12 protein-coding genes are annotated in these 15,065 nt (G+C 68.4%); 5 read left to right on the top strand and 7 right to left on the bottom strand.

Translation table 11 applies throughout. From position 1 onward, the window contains the following. Positions 1-107: 107 nt before the first annotated feature. The 7 genes from JS531_RS02550 to JS531_RS02520 all read right to left on the bottom strand — a co-directional run bounded on the left by JS531_RS02550 (position 108) and on the right by JS531_RS02520 (position 9,539). Positions 108-2,816, bottom strand: coding sequence for a S9 family peptidase (locus JS531_RS02550; protein WP_240541989.1), 2,709 nt, complete (start codon positions 2,814-2,816; stop codon positions 108-110). Between the two features lie 163 nt (positions 2,817-2,979). Then, on the bottom strand, positions 2,980-4,152 hold the full coding sequence (locus tag JS531_RS02545) for a phosphatase domain-containing protein (RefSeq protein ID WP_240542001.1): 1,173 nt from the start codon (positions 4,150-4,152) through the stop codon (positions 2,980-2,982). A gap of 68 nt (positions 4,153-4,220) precedes the next feature. Then, positions 4,221-4,625: a glycine cleavage system protein GcvH gene (gcvH, locus tag JS531_RS02540; protein ID WP_214312166.1), complete on the bottom strand. Its 405-nt coding sequence runs from the start codon at positions 4,623-4,625 to the stop codon at positions 4,221-4,223. Between the two features lie 179 nt (positions 4,626-4,804). Continuing rightward, positions 4,805-6,583: a L,D-transpeptidase gene (locus JS531_RS11230; protein WP_214312164.1), complete on the bottom strand. Its 1,779-nt coding sequence runs from the start codon at positions 6,581-6,583 to the stop codon at positions 4,805-4,807. A gap of 268 nt (positions 6,584-6,851) precedes the next feature. Beyond that, positions 6,852-7,973, bottom strand: a complete 1,122-nt coding sequence (nudC, locus tag JS531_RS02530; protein ID WP_214312162.1) for an NAD(+) diphosphatase — start codon at positions 7,971-7,973, stop codon at positions 6,852-6,854. A gap of 115 nt (positions 7,974-8,088) precedes the next feature. Beyond that, on the bottom strand, positions 8,089-8,925 hold the full coding sequence (locus JS531_RS02525) for an alpha/beta hydrolase (protein WP_214312160.1): 837 nt from the start codon (positions 8,923-8,925) through the stop codon (positions 8,089-8,091). After that, positions 8,922-9,539, bottom strand: coding sequence for an NUDIX hydrolase family protein (locus tag JS531_RS02520; RefSeq protein ID WP_214312314.1), 618 nt, complete (start codon positions 9,537-9,539; stop codon positions 8,922-8,924). Before JS531_RS02520 ends, JS531_RS02525 begins: the two co-directional genes overlap by 4 nt. Positions 9,540-9,698: 159 nt before the next feature. On the opposite strand from JS531_RS02520, the gene trxA reads away from it, so the two are divergent. From trxA to JS531_RS02495, 5 genes are all read left to right on the top strand, one after another. Beyond that, positions 9,699-10,067, top strand: a complete 369-nt coding sequence (gene trxA, locus JS531_RS02515; RefSeq protein ID WP_214312158.1) for a thioredoxin — start codon at positions 9,699-9,701, stop codon at positions 10,065-10,067. A gap of 145 nt (positions 10,068-10,212) precedes the next feature. Continuing rightward, entirely contained in the window at positions 10,213-11,871 is a 1,659-nt protein-coding gene (locus JS531_RS02510) for a hypothetical protein (protein WP_214312149.1), read from the top strand. 321 nt (positions 11,872-12,192) lie between these two features. Further along, complete coding sequence (locus JS531_RS02505; RefSeq protein ID WP_214312147.1) at positions 12,193-12,801, top strand: hypothetical protein; 609 nt, start codon at positions 12,193-12,195, stop codon at positions 12,799-12,801. A gap of 135 nt (positions 12,802-12,936) precedes the next feature. Continuing rightward, on the top strand, positions 12,937-13,509 hold the full coding sequence (locus JS531_RS02500; RefSeq protein ID WP_214312146.1) for a hypothetical protein: 573 nt from the start codon (positions 12,937-12,939) through the stop codon (positions 13,507-13,509). Further along, positions 13,506-15,065 carry a hypothetical protein gene (locus JS531_RS02495; RefSeq protein ID WP_214312144.1) on the top strand — a complete coding sequence of 520 codons (1,560 nt, stop codon included), beginning with the start codon at positions 13,506-13,508 and terminating at the stop codon, positions 15,063-15,065. Before JS531_RS02500 ends, JS531_RS02495 begins: the two co-directional genes overlap by 4 nt.

The raw sequence follows: 15,065 nt of genomic DNA, 5'->3' as shown, positions 1-15,065 counted from the left end.
TGTCCATAAGCTGAACGCGCCGTGAGACGCGTCGTGCCACACCTCGTACGCCTGCGAGCGCCGGCCGGAACACCCGCTTCCGCACGCCCGCACGCCCCCTCGGCCGACTACTCCTTGATGCCCATGACGTCGAGACACCACGCGTTCTCGTAGGACACTTCGCGCCACTGCTTGTACCGTCCGGAGGTGCCGCCGTGCCCGGCCTCCACCTCGATCTTGGCGATGGCGTCGAACCCGCGTTCCTGCATGGCAGCGAGCCATTTGAGCGGTTCGACGACGAGCACGCGCGTGTCGTTCATCGACGTGGTGATGAGGATGCGCGGGAACGCCTTACCCGCCTCGCTGCCGGCCGCGGGCAGGTTCTCGTACGGCGTGTACGACTTCATGTACCGGTAGACGTCGGCGTCGTGGAGCGGGTCGCCCCATTCGTCCCATTCGGTGACGGTGAGCGGCAGGGACGGGTCGAGGATGGAGGTGAGCGCGTCCACGAACGGCACGTCCGCCTCGATGCCCGCGTACAGTTCGGGCGCGATGTTCGCCACGGCGCCCATGAGCAGGCCGCCGGCCGAGCCGCCGTCGGCCACGGTGCGGGCCGGATCGGCGAGGTGCGCCTCCTGGAGGGCGCGTGTGGCGTCGACGAAATCCTCGAACGTGTGCTTCTTGTTGAGGCGCCGGCCCTGTTCGTACCAGGCGCGGCCGAGTTCGCCGCCGCCGCGGATGTGGGGCACGGCGTAGAGCACGCCGCGGTCGAGCAGGCTGAGGCGTGCCACGGAGAAGGCGGGGTCGGAGGAGATCTCGTAGGCGCCGTATCCGGTGATGAACATGGGCGCGTCGTGGAGGTCGGTGCCGTCGCGCCAGACGAGGGAGACGGGGACGTGTTCGCCGTCGCGCGCTTGGATCCAGACGCGACGTTCCCGGTAGCGGCGTGGGTCGAAGCCGCCGAGCACGGTGCCGCGTTTGAGGAGGCGGTCCTCGCCGGTGGCGGGGTCCACGTCGTGCAGTTCGCCGGGGCGCGTGTAGCTGGTGAACGAGTAGCGCATGCGCGGCGCCTCGTAGGAGGGGTTGCCTGCGGTGCCGATGGTGTAGAGCCTGCGGGTTTCGCCGGGGAGCCGTTCCTCGTTGCGTTCCGTCTCGCGTTCCGCGCCGTCCTGTCCGACGTGTTCGCTTTCGTCGTCCGATGCCCCGTCCGACGCGCCGACGCCGTCCGATTCGACCGTTCCGTCCGATGCCGTCGTGTCCCAGTCGCCGTCCAGCGCGGGCGGCAGCAGTTCGGCGAACCGCCAGGGCCGTCCGGCAAGGAAGTCCTCGGCGGCCTCGGCCTTCGGCATCATGGCGAGGTGCGGCAGGCCGTCGGCCCGGTAGGCGAGGGAGACGAAGTGCCGGTGGATGGAGATGCCTTCGATGCCGAGGCCGCGCAGGCCCTGCAGCAGCGCAGGGTTGCGCGGGTTCTCGTATGGTTTGGTGATGGGTTCGTCCGACGCGCCGCCTCGTTCGCAGCCGTATGGGGAGCCTTCGGCCACGCAGACGCCTTCGCCGAGGCGGAACGGCGGCTCGTGGTCGCGCATGTCGATGACGTCGATCTCGAAGTTCGGGTTGTTCGCGTTGTGGTAGACGACGGCGAGCGGGATGTCCTCGCCGTCGGGTCCGGCCTGTTCGAAGCGTGCGAAGCTCACGTCGTATTCGACGCCGTCCTTGCGGGGGATGAACGCGCGGAATTCGCCTTCGGGGTCGTCGGCGGACAGCATGAGCACTTCGGTGGTGGTCTTGGATCCGGTGCCGATGACGATGTTGCGTTCGTCGAAGCTGAGGCCCACGCCCAGCCAGAAGCGTTCGTCGGCCTCCCGGTACACGCACGCGTCGTCCTCGACGGGCGTGCCGACCTTGTGCCGCCAGACGGCGCAGGGACGCCAGGCGTCGTCGACCTCCACCCAGAACACGTAGCGTCCGTCGGGGGTGAGGCATGCGGAGCCGACACCGTCGAAGCGTTCCGGCAGGTCGGCGGACGCGTCGGACACGAGCGGACCGGCTGGCTGGCCGTCGCCGCCGACTCGCGTCATCGCGTCCAGGTCGCGGATCCGGTAGTCGTAGCGTTCGTCGCCGTCGGTGTCGACGCCGTACAGCATCCATCGGCCGTCGCGGCTCAGGTCCATGCCGCCGAGGCGGAAGAAGTCGTGGCCTTCCGCCTCCTTGTTCATGTCGAACACCACTTGTTCGCCGGGCAGGGAGCCGGGTTCGGCGGCCGGGTCGACCTTCGGCGGATCCCAGTCGTCGACGCCGCGCACGGGCACGCGGCACTGCACCGCGTATTGGCGTCCTTCGCGCGTGCGCGCGAAGTACCAGTAGTCGTCCATGCGCACGGGCACGGACATGTCGGTCTCCTGGACGTGTGCCTTGAGTTCGTCGAACAGGGTGTCGCGCAGGTGTTCGAGGTGCGCGTTGCGTGATGCGCACAGTTCGTTCTGCGCGTCGATGTAGGCGCGTACGCGCGGCGACTCCTTGTCGCGCAGCCATTCGTAGGGGTCCATGAACACGTCGCCGTGGTGTTCGCGCCGCGTGGGTTCGCGCAGTGCCTGCGGCACCAGCGGCGGCAGGGTCAGGTCGACGTCGTCGCTTTCCCGTTGCGTCTGTTCGTGGCGTTCGGCCGATTCGCGGGCGGCTTCGGCGAGTTCGCGCACCGCCTGCGGCATGTGCGCGATGCCGTCCGATGCGGGCGTTCCTCCGGTTTCGTTGGTCTCGTTGGTTCCGGTCGTCCCGTTGGTTTCGCCGGTTCCGTTCGATTCGGCCGTTCCGATGGCGTCGGCGCCGTTGCCCGTCATGCTCTTCTCATCAGTCATAACGGCGATTATAAGCCGACCGCAATCGTTTGCGCACCTTGGGGTACACCGCGGTACCGCATGGAGCCGCGACGCGCCGGAACAGGCCGGCACACGCCGGAACGGGTCACGACCGCCGTTCCGGGCGGCGTGGCCGTCGGCCCCGCTATCCGCGGTGCGCCTTGAGGTACGGGAGCATCGTCTTCATGAGGTTCGCACCGGTGGGCCCGGTGAACACCGGCACGTCGGTCACGGGCGTGGGCTGCGTGGGCGTCATGCCGGAGGGCATGACGATCGGTCCGGCCTCGCGCGGGGTGAGCTGGCGGATGGCGATGGCGAGCACGCGTCCCGGGTAGCGCCGGGCGATCGTGGCGTACGTGGTGGGGTCGCGTTGGCCGTCGTCGCCCACCAGGATGAACTTCATGTCCGGGAAGTCGGCCATGAGCTGTTCGGCGAACTCGAGCTTGTGCTGCGGGCCGGAGGGGATGAACGTCTTCGGTCGCGGGTCGAGGTCGCGCAGGAGCAGCGGCCCCTCCGGGAACCCGTGGTTCTCGATGAAGTGGCGAATGGAGCCTTCGACGTTCCACGGTGAGGTGGACAGGTAGAAGAACGGCGCGTCCGGGTACAGGTCGGCGAGCTTGGTGAACAGCACGCTCATGCCGGGCACAGACGCCTTCTTGTCCGGGTTGAGGAACAGCAGGTTCCAGGCGGCCTTCCACAGGACGGGCGCCTGGGTGATCATGATGGTGTCGTCCACGTCGGAGATGACGCCGACCTTCGCGTCCTTGGGGATGGTGAACAGCTTCGCACGCACCGGCTTGCGTCCGTTCACCCGGTAGGACACGTTGTGCACGCCGGATTCGAGCCGGTGTTCGGCCACGAGGTCGAGGTAGCCGGAGGTGTCGGAGATCGCGTATTCGCTGTCCATGTCCGGATGCGCGTCCACGGCGTCGTACCGTTCGGAGGCGCCCACTTGGACGGTCTCCAGCGGCACGCCGTCGATGCGGATCTTCACCTGCGTGTGGGGCGAGGGGATGGCGAGCATGCCGCGGATGCCGCGCATGGCCGCGCCGTACATGCTGTGCTCGGGCGCGTAGACGGTGCGGCAGATGAGACGGGAGTAGTCGTTGGTGCCGTACCCCACGTAAGGGTCGACGCGGGGGAACCAGTCGAGTTTCCTGGCGCCGCGCGTGGCGAGGCGCACCCACGTGTTGAACGTGCGCGTCACCACGCGTCGCATGAGACGCTCGAGGGGCGGCTGCACCTCGAAGCGTTCGCGACGGGAGGCCGCGTCGAACGTGGTGACGGCGTGGCGCGCCGGAATCGGCACGGTGGGCATGTCGTCCGCCGCGCCGGCCGTGGCGTCGGGGCCCCGCACCGCGGCGTCGTCCGGTTCCCTGCGGTCGGTCATCGGACGACCTTCGCGTATTCCTCGGCGCTCAGCAGATCGGGCTCATCGTCGTCGAGCTCGATCTTGAGGATCCAGCCTTCGCCGTAGGGGTCGGAGTTCACGACGCTCGGATCGTCGGCGACCGCTTGGTTCACGTAGCGGATGGTGCCGGCCACGGGGGCGATCAGCGGCTCCACGGCCTTGGAGGATTCCAGTTCGAGCACTTCGTCGCCCGCCTCCACGCGGGTGCCGGGCTCGGGGAGGTCCACGTAGACGAGTTCGCCGAGCTTCTCCGCGGCGTAGTCGGTGATGCCCAGCACGGCCGGGTCGAGCGTGGTGTCCACCCAGACGTGGTCCTGCGAGTATTCGAGGTGTTCGGGCACGTCGAGGTTCAGCGGCTTGTCATCGAATTCATCACTCATGGCACCAAGAGTACCAACCCTCGCCGGACACGTCCTCCGCCCACGGGATGAATCGGACGTCGCATCGCGGAACGTCGCCGGAACACCCTACGGCACGACGAGGCCCCCGACGCGTCGGACGCGTCGGGGGCCTGAATCGGACGGAGGCGCACGCCTCGCAGGCGGTGACGGAACGGACGTCAGCGCACGGCGCTGGTCGGCTGGGAGCCGACGACCTGCACCACGGCGCCGTCCGGGATGTTGGTGTAGATCCAGTTGGCGTCATCGTCGTACATGTTCACGCAGCCGTGGGAGCCGTGGTTCACCGGATCGCCCCTGGCGATGGCGCTGTAGTTCCACGGGGCGGAGTGGAAGCCCTCGCCGCCGTTGAAGTAGGTGACCCAGCGCACGTTCGGCGTGACGTAGTCCTCGCCGCGCATGGTCTGCGTCTTGTACTTCAGATAGACGTAGAAGGTGCCGTTGTCGGTCTGGGTGCTGGCCTTTCCGGTGCACACGTTGAAGGTCTTCACCACGTTGCCGTTCTGGTAGACGGTGACGTTCTGCGCGCTCTTGTCCACCACGAGACGCCATTCGCTGACCTTCTGCTTGGTGTCGAACTTGGTGACGTCGGCGTCGACCTGCACGGTGGCGCCCTCGCCCTTCTGGAGGGCGGCGAGCACGGCGTCGGCGGCCTTGTCGGTGTCCTTGATGGTCACGCCGTTGACGCCCTTGGTCTCGGCGGCGATGATGACGGTGCCGTTGTTGTCGACGATGTCGGTCTGGGAGACCATCTCCTGGTTGAGCTGGCCGGGCAGCTGCTGGGACAGGTACTGCCTGATGGCGTCCGCGTCGTAGCCGAGGGTGATGGTGCCCTTGGCGGGTTCGCTTTCGGCCTTGATCCACTTGGCCACCTCGTCGACGGGCAACTCGACCTGCTTGGCGTCGCCGTTGGTGAGGACGATCTTGTTGTTGAGTCGCGCGTTGGCCTGATCGGCGGTCTGCTGGGCCGTCTCGAGGGAGATGGGCGCGTCGACGGTCTTGTCGGCGATGGTCACCGTGGCGGCGGCGCCCGGCTGGGCGACGGCCTGCTTGACGGCGGCGACGGCCTTGGTGGCGTCGGGCGTCTTGCCTGCGGTGCCTTCGGACGCTTCGAACGCCTTGGTCTCGGCGTTGTAGGCGATGGAGGCGGGCACGGCGCGCTCGTTCTCCGCGATGAGCTGTTCGGAGAGGTAGTCGGCGAGCGCGGCGTCGTCGGTGGTGGCGGCGAGCGCGACGTCGGCGTGGCTCAGCGGGTTGACGCGGGAGACGTCCTCGAGAAGGTTGGAGGACGATTTCGCGTTCATGAGGGCGTCGACGGTCTTGTCGACGTCGATGCTCACGCCGAGCTGTTCGAGCGAGGCGGTGGTCTTCTGGCCGCTGGTGGAGTCCTTGACGGTGATGGCGGTGTCCTTGATGGCCTGCTTGACGCTGGCCTTGGCTTCGTCGCGGGTCTGGCCGGCCATGGTCACGGAGCCGAAGCGCACGCCGGGGGCCACGCGGTCCGCGTAGTACCAGCGAGCGCCGAAGAACGCGCCGATGAGCGCGACGAGCAGCACGCCCGCCACAATCAGCGTGATGATGAGGCCCTTGCGGGAGCGGCCCTTGGCCGCGGTGTGGCCGCCGGTCATGCCGGTGTGCGCGCCGGCGACCGGGGTGAACCCGTCCGCGGGCGAGGCGGTGAACGTCGGTTCGGCCGTGATCTTGGCGGCGGTGGTGAAGCCACCCTTCGCGGTCGTTCCCGCGGCGTCGGTGGCTCCGACGAGTCCGGCCAATCCATTGGCGCCGGCCTCCGCGCCGGGCACGCGCACCTGCGCCGAGGGCCCGGTCTCCCCCATGCCGAGGGGCGCCATGGTCTGCGTGGCTTCGAAATCCTCACGCATGGCGCCGTATTCCGGCCGCATCGCGGGCCGCTGCGGCTGCTGTCCCTGTCCGTCAGTCATTTCTGTTCCTTAGCTCTACTGCCGTCACCCCTGTGGTGACTACTGCTCCGGTAACGAACTGGACGCCACTGTACAGCACCTACCCCCCATAGCCGGTTACGTGAATCCGCATGATTCCAGTGCATTTCCCGAAAACGGCATGTCCTGTGACCAATATCACGAATCGATATATGTCTTTTCGTCACTTTCGCCGCCGACGCCCCTGACGACACGCCGGGCGTACGGCCGGGCGTGTCGTCACGTCAATCCAAGCCTTTCGACCCGCACGTCACGGCAGGTCGTGCCCGAGCCACTCCTCGATCATGTACCGGGCGATGGTGGCCCTGCCCGGAGCGGCCATGCGCCCGGAGATGAGCGCCTGCGTGTATTCCTCGGGGCTCACCCACACGGCCTCACGGGTCTCCACGCCGTCGACGTGCACGTCGGTGGTGAGCGCATGGGCCTTGAACGCCACCATGAGTGAGGCGGGGAACGGCCACGGCTGGGAGCCGAGGTAGCGCACCTCGCCGAGTTCGATGCCGACCTCCTCCTTGGCCTCGCGCCGGGCGGCGTGCTCGAGGTTCTCGCCGGCCTCGACGAATCCCGCGGACACGGAGTACAGCGTGGGGTTCTTCCACGCGTTGTTGTGCTGCATGAGGGCGCGGCCGGCGGAGTCCACGATGATGGTGATGACGGCGGGCTCCACTCGGGGGAACAGGAGGCGGCGGCCGTCGGCCGGGTTGGTGCAGCGCTGCGCCCAGCCGCCGTTGGCGGTCTCGACGGGCGCGCCGCAGGTGGGGCAGTGCCGTTGGCGGGTGTGCCAGATACTCAGGGAGATGGCGGTGGTGGCCTGTCCGGCCTCGCGTGCGCTGGCGTGGGGCGCGAAGCCGCGCAGGTCCACCCAGTCGAACCGGTCGATCGACTGTTCGAGCAGGCCTCCCCTGCGTGCGGCGCCGCGGCCGGTGCCGGCCGCGGAGGTGAGGACGCCGCCGTCGGTGCCGTCCTCGGGTTCGTCAAAGGCGGCGTCGGCGCCCTGTTCGTCGGTGTCGCCGATGCGCGTGATGCGGGTGACGTCGACGGCCACGACGTGTTCGTCGCGGCGTCCGCCGTAGCTGCCGAGGAACATGGGGACGACCTCGGGGTGGGCGGCGAGTTCGCCGGCCACGTAGGCGCCCGGCAGGGTGGCGAGGCGCAGTTTGACGTTCTGGTAGTCGACGAGTTCGCCCTGGCCGCGCGGCACGGCGATCTTGCCACCGCGGGTGAGGATCACCTTGGTGGCGGGTTCGGCGAGCGTGTCCGCGATGACGCCCGGTTCCGTGCGGCGTTCGGTCTGGTAGTCGATGTCGCCCTGTGCGAGCGGCAGGAACGGCAGCGTCTGCGTGAGCGCCAGCGGATTGAACGAAATGGTCATGTCTTCTCTTCCCTACATTGTTCGCGCATTGTTCGCGCACTATTCGCGCACCGTTCACGCACGCCCCGCGCAGACGGCACGCCCCCACGCCGGCCGGGCCGGCGCGGGGCACCGGTCAGACGCGCCTGACGAGGTCCACCAGGGCGCGGGCCACCACGTCGGGGTGTTCCACGGCGCTGAAGTGGCCGCAGTCCGGGATGGCGGTGAACGCCGCGCCGGGGATGCGTTCGGCGAGCGGCTTCATCACCGTGGGGTTGCTGGTGGGGTCGAGCTCGCCGGAGACCACGGCCACGGGCACGCGCATGGTCTCGGGCACGCCGGCCAGTTCGGGGCGCCCGTAGGTCATGCGCTGGCGCCAGGCGAGGCCGGCGGGGTTCTGGTCATTGATCCACCGGGTCATCTTCGCGATGAACGTGGGGCTGCGCTTCACGGTGGAGTCGCCTTCCGAGGGCTTGGCGAAGTGCATGACGGGCTCGACGCTGTCCGTGGATTCGCAGGCGTCGGAGGTGGCGAGGCGGGCTTCGCCGCCCACGCCGTCGGATGCGGCCATGGTGTCGCACAGGGCCACACCGGCCACGGCCTCCGGATGCAGGCGATACAGGTCGGTCACGAGGTAGCCGCCCATGGACAGGCACACCCACACGGCCTTCTCGTGTCCGGCGGCGTGGAGCAGGGCCACGTACGATTCGGCCATGCGGTCCAGCGCGTCCGGGTAGGAGCCGTTGGCGGCGCGACGGCCGGAGGCTTCGTCGCCCGGTGCGGGCGAGAGGCCGGAGCCCGGCATGTCCGGGGCCCAGATGGGGAATGGCGGCAGGCCGGCCTCGTCGGCGAGCGCCATGATGTGTCCGGCGCACTCCTCCCACATGCGTCCGTCCACCGGATAGGCGTTGACGAGGATGAGCGGGGTGCCTGCGCCCTTGCGCAGGATGCGGTTGTGAATGTCGAAGGTCATATCGCGATCCATTCCAATGCTTTGCGGACGATGCGGTCGTGCCCGTTGCCCATTTGGGCGAGGAACGTGTCGAGCACGTCGGAGTGGGGGTCCACCCATTCCACGTCGAGCGTCTCGTCCTGGGGACGGCAGTCGCCGGCGATGGGCACCACGTAGCACAGCGCGATGGCGTGCTGGCGCGGGTCGTAGTATTCGCTCAGCCCGGGCGTGGGGAAGAATTCGGCCACGGTGAAGGGCTGGAGGTTGAGGGGCAGGATGGGCAGGGCGATGTCACCCAGGTCCTTGGCCACGTTGCGGGCGATGGCCTCGCGCAGCGTCTCGTGGAACAGCACGCGTCCGGAGATGAGGGCGCGTTCCACGGACCCGTCCTCGGTGACGCGCAGCAGGGATCCGATCTGGTTGACACGTCCGAATTCGTCAGTGCGCACGGGGACGATCTCCACATAGGCGATGGGCATCTGGCTGCGCGCGCGGTTGATGTCCGCGGGGTCGAGCCATCCGGGGGGATTGCCGTGGCCGGAGCCGCGGATGAAGTCCTCCGGGGTCACATGGTCGAATTCACCGCGCCGACGGCCGGCGTCGAAGTCGCCCTCGTCGGGCACCTCATCATTCATCACTGGCATGCGTCCCATTATCGCGCGCGTTCCTGACGGCGCAACGGGCGTCCCACGCATCCGAATCAGCCGTGGGCCCAACCCCTTGCCTTTGTTCGCCCATGCTGGTTTGCTGGACCTCAGCAGTTTCGCCCATCAGCGTCAAGGAAGGGACTCCCCATGGCAACCACCACCATCACCTCGGCCGAGTTCGAGAAGACCATCACCGACAACGAGCTCGTGTTCGTCGATTTCTGGGCCACCTGGTGCGGCCCGTGCCGCGCGTTCGGCCCGATCTACGAGGCGGCGAGCGAGCAGCCGGACAACCAGGGCATCGTGTTCGCGAAGGTCGACATCGATCAGAACCAGGATCTGGCGGCGGCCGCCGGCATCCAGGCCGTGCCCACGCTGATGATCGTCAAGTCCGGCCAGGTGGTGTTCCAGCAGGCGGGCGCGCTGCGCGCCGAGGACCTGGACGACCTCATCGGCCAGGCGAAGAAGCTGGATGTGAAGGCCGCGCAGGCGCAGGCCGCCCAGTCGCAGGAGTGAGCCCTGCACGAACAGCGATGAGCCGTGACGGCCGCCGGGGATCGGCGGCCGTTTTCCGTATCATGCCGCTTTCCGCACGGCGACGCCGACACTATGATGGTCTGTGGTTTTCGAGGGGCAACATCGCAGAGGGGTCGGATCACGCATGGCTGAATCGAACATCGAACCACATACCAAGCCTGACGCCGCATCGGACGGAAGGGATCCGCGCGGACGGGACACGCGGACGGACGGACACGTCTCGTCGCTGCTCAACGCCGGACAGGACACCGATTGGGACATCCCGGAGCTCACGTTCCCGAGGCTCGGGGACGCGCACGCGCCCACGTCAGGCGCGCCGGACGTCAACGCTTCGTCGCACGGCGCCGTCGCAGGAGCAGGCGCGGGAACCGCACCGGTGCCGACGCCTCCCACGGACGCCGGATCGCAGACCATGGTGCTGCCGTTGTTCACCGACGCGGCGGAGGCCCGCGCGGACGAGGCGGCGGGCACGCGCGTCATCCCGCCGATCATCGGGTCGTCGGACCATATCTCCGCGGCCGCGGGTTCCGCAGGACGGGATTCCGTGGAGGACGAGCTGGCCGACGTGGCCGACCTCACCGAGGAGGAGACGCTTGCACTCGGGCCGGGCGTCGGCGGTGGCCCGGCCGCCGGTCCGGCGAAGGCCGGGGCGGCATCGGACGCGCCGACCGTCGTGGGCATGGCCGGTACCGGCGGATCCGCATCGGACGGAACGGACGCCAAGGAGCCGTCGCACAGGACGGACGACGGACGCGAGCCCCGCACGACGTCGAAAGGCCGCACACGTGCCATCGGACGCAAGCCAATCATCATCGGCGTGGCGGCCGCATTGGCGGTCGCCGCGATCGCCGCGGGCACGGCGCTCGTCGTCCGGCATCAGAACCAGGTCACGTTCGACAACGCGCTCACCAGCTGCCGCGAGGCGGCGCAGTCGGCCCGCAAGGCGGACGCCACGCTCAAGGCGGCACTCGACAAGGCGGACAAGGACGGCACGCTCGCCACCTCCGACGTGGCGGACGCGAAGACGCTCAGCGACCTCAAGACCACGGTGGCGCAGGCCCGCCGGGCCGGCGCGCCGCAGTCGTGCGGCGCGGACCTGTCGCTCAACGAGCTCAATGCGCGCGTCACACGCAACGGCACGCTCACGGACACGCTGAACGCGCAGGCCGCCGCGGTGGACAAGGCGGTCAAGGCCGTGACGGACAGCCGCGACGCGAAGACCAAGGCGGACACCGAAGCCGCACGCTCCGAACTGGCCACGGCCGTGACGGACGCGCAGACGCTGCTCGACGAAAGCGCCGGCCAGGTGGCGGACGATTCCACGCGGCAGACGCTGCAGGAGGCCATCGACGCGGCGAACGCCCTGACGGGCGGCACCGGAGCCTCGCTGGAGGACCTCAAGGGAGCCATCGAATCGCTGTCCACGGCATCCGGCGCGGTGCACGAGTCGATGGACGAATACACGTCCTCCCTGTCCAGCCGAGGCACCGGCTCGAACGGATCCGGCTCGTCGTCCGGCTCGTACGGCACGTACCGGCGCGGCACCGGCTCGACCGGCGGCACGGCCGGAAACGGACAGAACGGACAAAACAGCCAGAACGGTCAACACGGGCAGAACGGCGGGCAGACCGCGCAGCCCTCCACGCCGTCCACCGGTGATGGCGGGCAGGGCGGCCCGGGTAACCAGGGAAGCCAGTCCACGCAGCCGGGTCAGGGCGGGCAGAACACGCAGAGCGGGCAGAACACACAAAGCGGGCGGACCGCGCAGACCGACATGTCGTGAGCGCTTACGACACGCGCAGGCGCAAAGCGTCCCCGCCGACGTCATGACATCACCCCGAATCCCCCTCGGCAACCCCCGTCATCCACGAGATTCCAACGATTCCCGCGATTGTGACACAATCGGCCGCATGCCGGTGCACTCGAGCGGCACGCCGATACCGCCGCGCACGCGCGGAGACAGACGAACGCACAACATCGGGGGTATCTCCATCGAGGGTGTAGAGTAAGGGCCTGCCGCAGGACGAGAAGAGGCCGGCATCGGACGCGCCCGCGCGACGCGCTCATGTCCTGCACCGACCAACCGCTCTGCAGGAGGTAAGAGATGAAGAAGCAGTTCATGGCCGCTTTGGCCGCCATCGCCGCCGTGCTCGGATTCGGTTTCGCCGCCGACGCCGCGCTGGCGGCCGACGCCACCTACGCGCCGACCATCGTCACCAGCGGCGTGCGCTACAACCCGACCACCGGCGTGCTCACCGTGCCGATCGACGCCGACGAGGCCGTGGCCCACGACTACACCTACGTGTACGCCGGCTACGACAAGGAGCAGGTCTCCGACGTCAAGTTCGCCGCCAACATCAACACCGTCAAGTACGTGGGCCATACCGACAAGGGCGACTTCAACCTCGGTCTGACGCTCACCAAGGCCGCGCGCGAGACCGCCGGCACCGTCAAGCTGCAGGTGTTCCTCACTAAGGACAAGGTGGACGCCTCCGAAGTGCAGGGTCTCGCTGACAAGTACGTCGTGACCGCCGACGGCTCCGACTATCTGGACTACCGTATCCCGGCCACCGGCGACGGCTCCGACGCGACCACCGGCGCGAAGATCGCCAAGACCGGCGCCGCGCTGATGCCGTACATGATCGCCGTGGCCCTGCTGGCCGCCGCCGGCATCGCCCTGTTCGCGGTGCGTGCCAAGGGCCGCCATCGCTGAGACGCCTGGCGTCACGTCATGACGTGATGTGACGCGACGCACCGATTCGGGGATCCCGCCCGCGCGGGGTCCCCTTTCCGTATCATCGCCGTATCATCGCCATATCATCGCCTGCAGAAAGGTTGAGGGTTCCATATGCGCGTTCTGTTCGTCTGCCACGGCAATGTATGCCGTTCCGCGTTGGCCGAGTATCTGCTGCGTGACGCGCTGCACGCGCGCGGCGTCGCGGCTTCGGCCGTGACCGTCTCCAGCTGCGGTCTGCTGCGATTGGACGGGTATCCGATGGATGAGCGGTATGTGCGGCTGCTCGCCGCGCGCGACGTCGACGGCACCGTGCACCGTTCCACGCCGTTCTCCCCCGCGTTGGCGTTGGACGCGGATCTGACGCTGGTGTTCACCAGGGACCAGGCGGACGAGCTGCTGGGATATGCGCCGGCCGTGGCCCGACGGACGTTCCTGCTGGACGATTTCGCGAACCTGTGCGCCGCATGCGTAAGGGACGGCGACCTCGAGGACGTCGCCTCCCCCGACGACCGCCTGCGGGCGATGCTGCTGGCCGCGCCGTTCAAACGTCCGCTGCTCCCCCGCACGCAGGACATCCAAGACCCGCACCGGCAATCCGACGAGGTGTACGCGCAGGTGGCGGACGAGATCGCCGCGCGCGTCGCGGTCGTCGCGGACGCGCTGGCCGGAGCCGCCGCGGCATGAGCATCGCACGCGCGCAACGTGGGTCCGGACGGTTCCGTATGACGTCGCCGGACCGTAAGAACGCGCACGCGCCGCACGACCCGACGGACCTGCTGTTCTACGCGGCGCTCATCACGTTGCCGGTGGACGGCACGGTGTTTGGCGTGCAGATGCCGTACTACTCCCCCATCTCGCCCGTGTTCTTCGCGTTGTACGCGTTGTGCAACGCACGGCGGCTGCCGGCGCTGTTCCTGCGTCTGACGCGTCCGATGCATCCACGCACGGATACGGCCTCTGCAGGCTCCACAATCTCCACTGTCTCCCTGTCCGGATCCCCGATGTTCCCGCATACGCTTGCGCTGCTGGCCGCACTGTGCGCGGTGAGCGTGTTCGGCTGGGTGACGGTGGGTCTCGACGCGACGTACGCGCCACGCACGCTCATGGCCGTGGGGTTCGCGTTCGCCACACTCGCCTCGTTCGGTATCGCGTGGTCGGTGAAGCGGCTGCCCATGCGTATGGCGGTGACGGTGTTGGTGGCCGCGTATGCGGCGGCGTTCCTGTTCGGCGTGTTCACGTGGGCCGTTGAACCCGCACATCTGACTGCGTTGTCCGAGACGTTGGGAGGCTGGTCATCCGGATTGGCGGGCAAAACGGTCGCCGAGGCGACGTCCGTCCTGTCCGGTGCGCGCAACCGGCTGTCGGGCGTGTTCCTGCGCCAGTACTTCGTGACGCGTCCACAGTTCCTGTTCGCGGAGCCCAGTTATATAGGTATGCACTTGTTCGGCGTGCTGCTGCCGGTGTATTGGCTTTCGCGCGACAGGCGTCTGCCGTCGCTGATCGCGGTGTTCGCGGGTGGTTCGGTGCTGATGGGTTCCGGCGTGCGCATCGTGTTGGATACGGCCGTGGCGTGCGTGCTGTGGGTGGCGGCGGATGTGCCGTGGGGACGCGTGTGGCGTGACATGCGATTGCGGTGCGCGACGTTCGGTGCGGCGGCGGTCGCGTGTACGTCCGGTGCGGCGGTGTTCGTCACGCAGCCGCGGCTGCGTGCGTTGGCTGCGGATGGCCTGTTCGCGGGCGACGCCTCGATGTCCGCCCGATTGTTCCGTTCGGTGGCGCCGTTGGATGCGGGATTGCATGACGTGCCGCATCTGTTGTTCGGTTTCGGCGCGGGGAGCGTGGCGGAGGCGATGCGCCGTAGGTATGCGGACGCCTTGGCCTGGTACGCGGCGCATGGCGGCGTGATGACGGCGGAGATCGGCGAGTTGCGCAATCCGTTGGGTCCGACCGGCAATCTGGCGGGCAACGCGTTCACGATGAACGCGTACGTCTCGTTCGTCACCGAGTTCGGCCTGGTCGCGTTCGTTGCGGCGCTTGCGCTGCTGCTGTGGCATATGACGCGGAATCGCGCGTGGAGCCGGCGGACCGTGTGCTGGCTGCTGCTGCTCGCCTACCTGTACGTGCAGTTCGAGGCGTACGCGTTCCCCGCGTTCGCGTTGTTCGTGTGGGCGACGGCGAGGGAACGGGACGGACGGCCGAATACGCATGCAGCTTCCATGACGGACGGAATGGCTGACTGA

It is taken from the genome of Bifidobacterium sp. CP2, assembly GCF_018555635.1.
GTDB classification, from domain to species: domain Bacteria; phylum Actinomycetota; class Actinomycetes; order Actinomycetales; family Bifidobacteriaceae; genus Bifidobacterium; species Bifidobacterium saguinibicoloris.
Note: the sequence above shows the minus strand (reverse complement) of the source record. Positions and strands in the feature narration are given on the sequence as shown.

What these genes read in the sequence shown, in the direction of transcription:
- JS531_RS02550 (WP_240541989.1), bottom strand. Translation starts at nt 2,816, where the DNA reads ATGACGGGCAACGGCGCCGACGCCATCGGAACGGCCGAATCGAACGGA.
- JS531_RS02545 (WP_240542001.1), bottom strand. Translation starts at nt 4,152, where the DNA reads ATGCCCACCGTGCCGATTCCGGCGCGCCACGCCGTCACCACGTTCGAC.
- gcvH (WP_214312166.1), bottom strand. Translation starts at nt 4,625, where the DNA reads ATGAGTGATGAATTCGATGACAAGCCGCTGAACCTCGACGTGCCCGAA.
- JS531_RS11230 (WP_214312164.1), bottom strand. Translation starts at nt 6,583, where the DNA reads ATGACTGACGGACAGGGACAGCAGCCGCAGCGGCCCGCGATGCGGCCG.
- nudC (WP_214312162.1), bottom strand. Translation starts at nt 7,973, where the DNA reads ATGACCATTTCGTTCAATCCGCTGGCGCTCACGCAGACGCTGCCGTTC.
- JS531_RS02525 (WP_214312160.1), bottom strand. Translation starts at nt 8,925, where the DNA reads ATGACCTTCGACATTCACAACCGCATCCTGCGCAAGGGCGCAGGCACC.
- JS531_RS02520 (WP_214312314.1), bottom strand. Translation starts at nt 9,539, where the DNA reads ATGAATGATGAGGTGCCCGACGAGGGCGACTTCGACGCCGGCCGTCGG.
- trxA (WP_214312158.1), top strand. Translation starts at nt 9,699, where the DNA reads ATGGCAACCACCACCATCACCTCGGCCGAGTTCGAGAAGACCATCACC.
- JS531_RS02510 (WP_214312149.1), top strand. Translation starts at nt 10,213, where the DNA reads ATGGCTGAATCGAACATCGAACCACATACCAAGCCTGACGCCGCATCG.
- JS531_RS02505 (WP_214312147.1), top strand. Translation starts at nt 12,193, where the DNA reads ATGAAGAAGCAGTTCATGGCCGCTTTGGCCGCCATCGCCGCCGTGCTC.
- JS531_RS02500 (WP_214312146.1), top strand. Translation starts at nt 12,937, where the DNA reads ATGCGCGTTCTGTTCGTCTGCCACGGCAATGTATGCCGTTCCGCGTTG.
- JS531_RS02495 (WP_214312144.1), top strand. Translation starts at nt 13,506, where the DNA reads ATGAGCATCGCACGCGCGCAACGTGGGTCCGGACGGTTCCGTATGACG.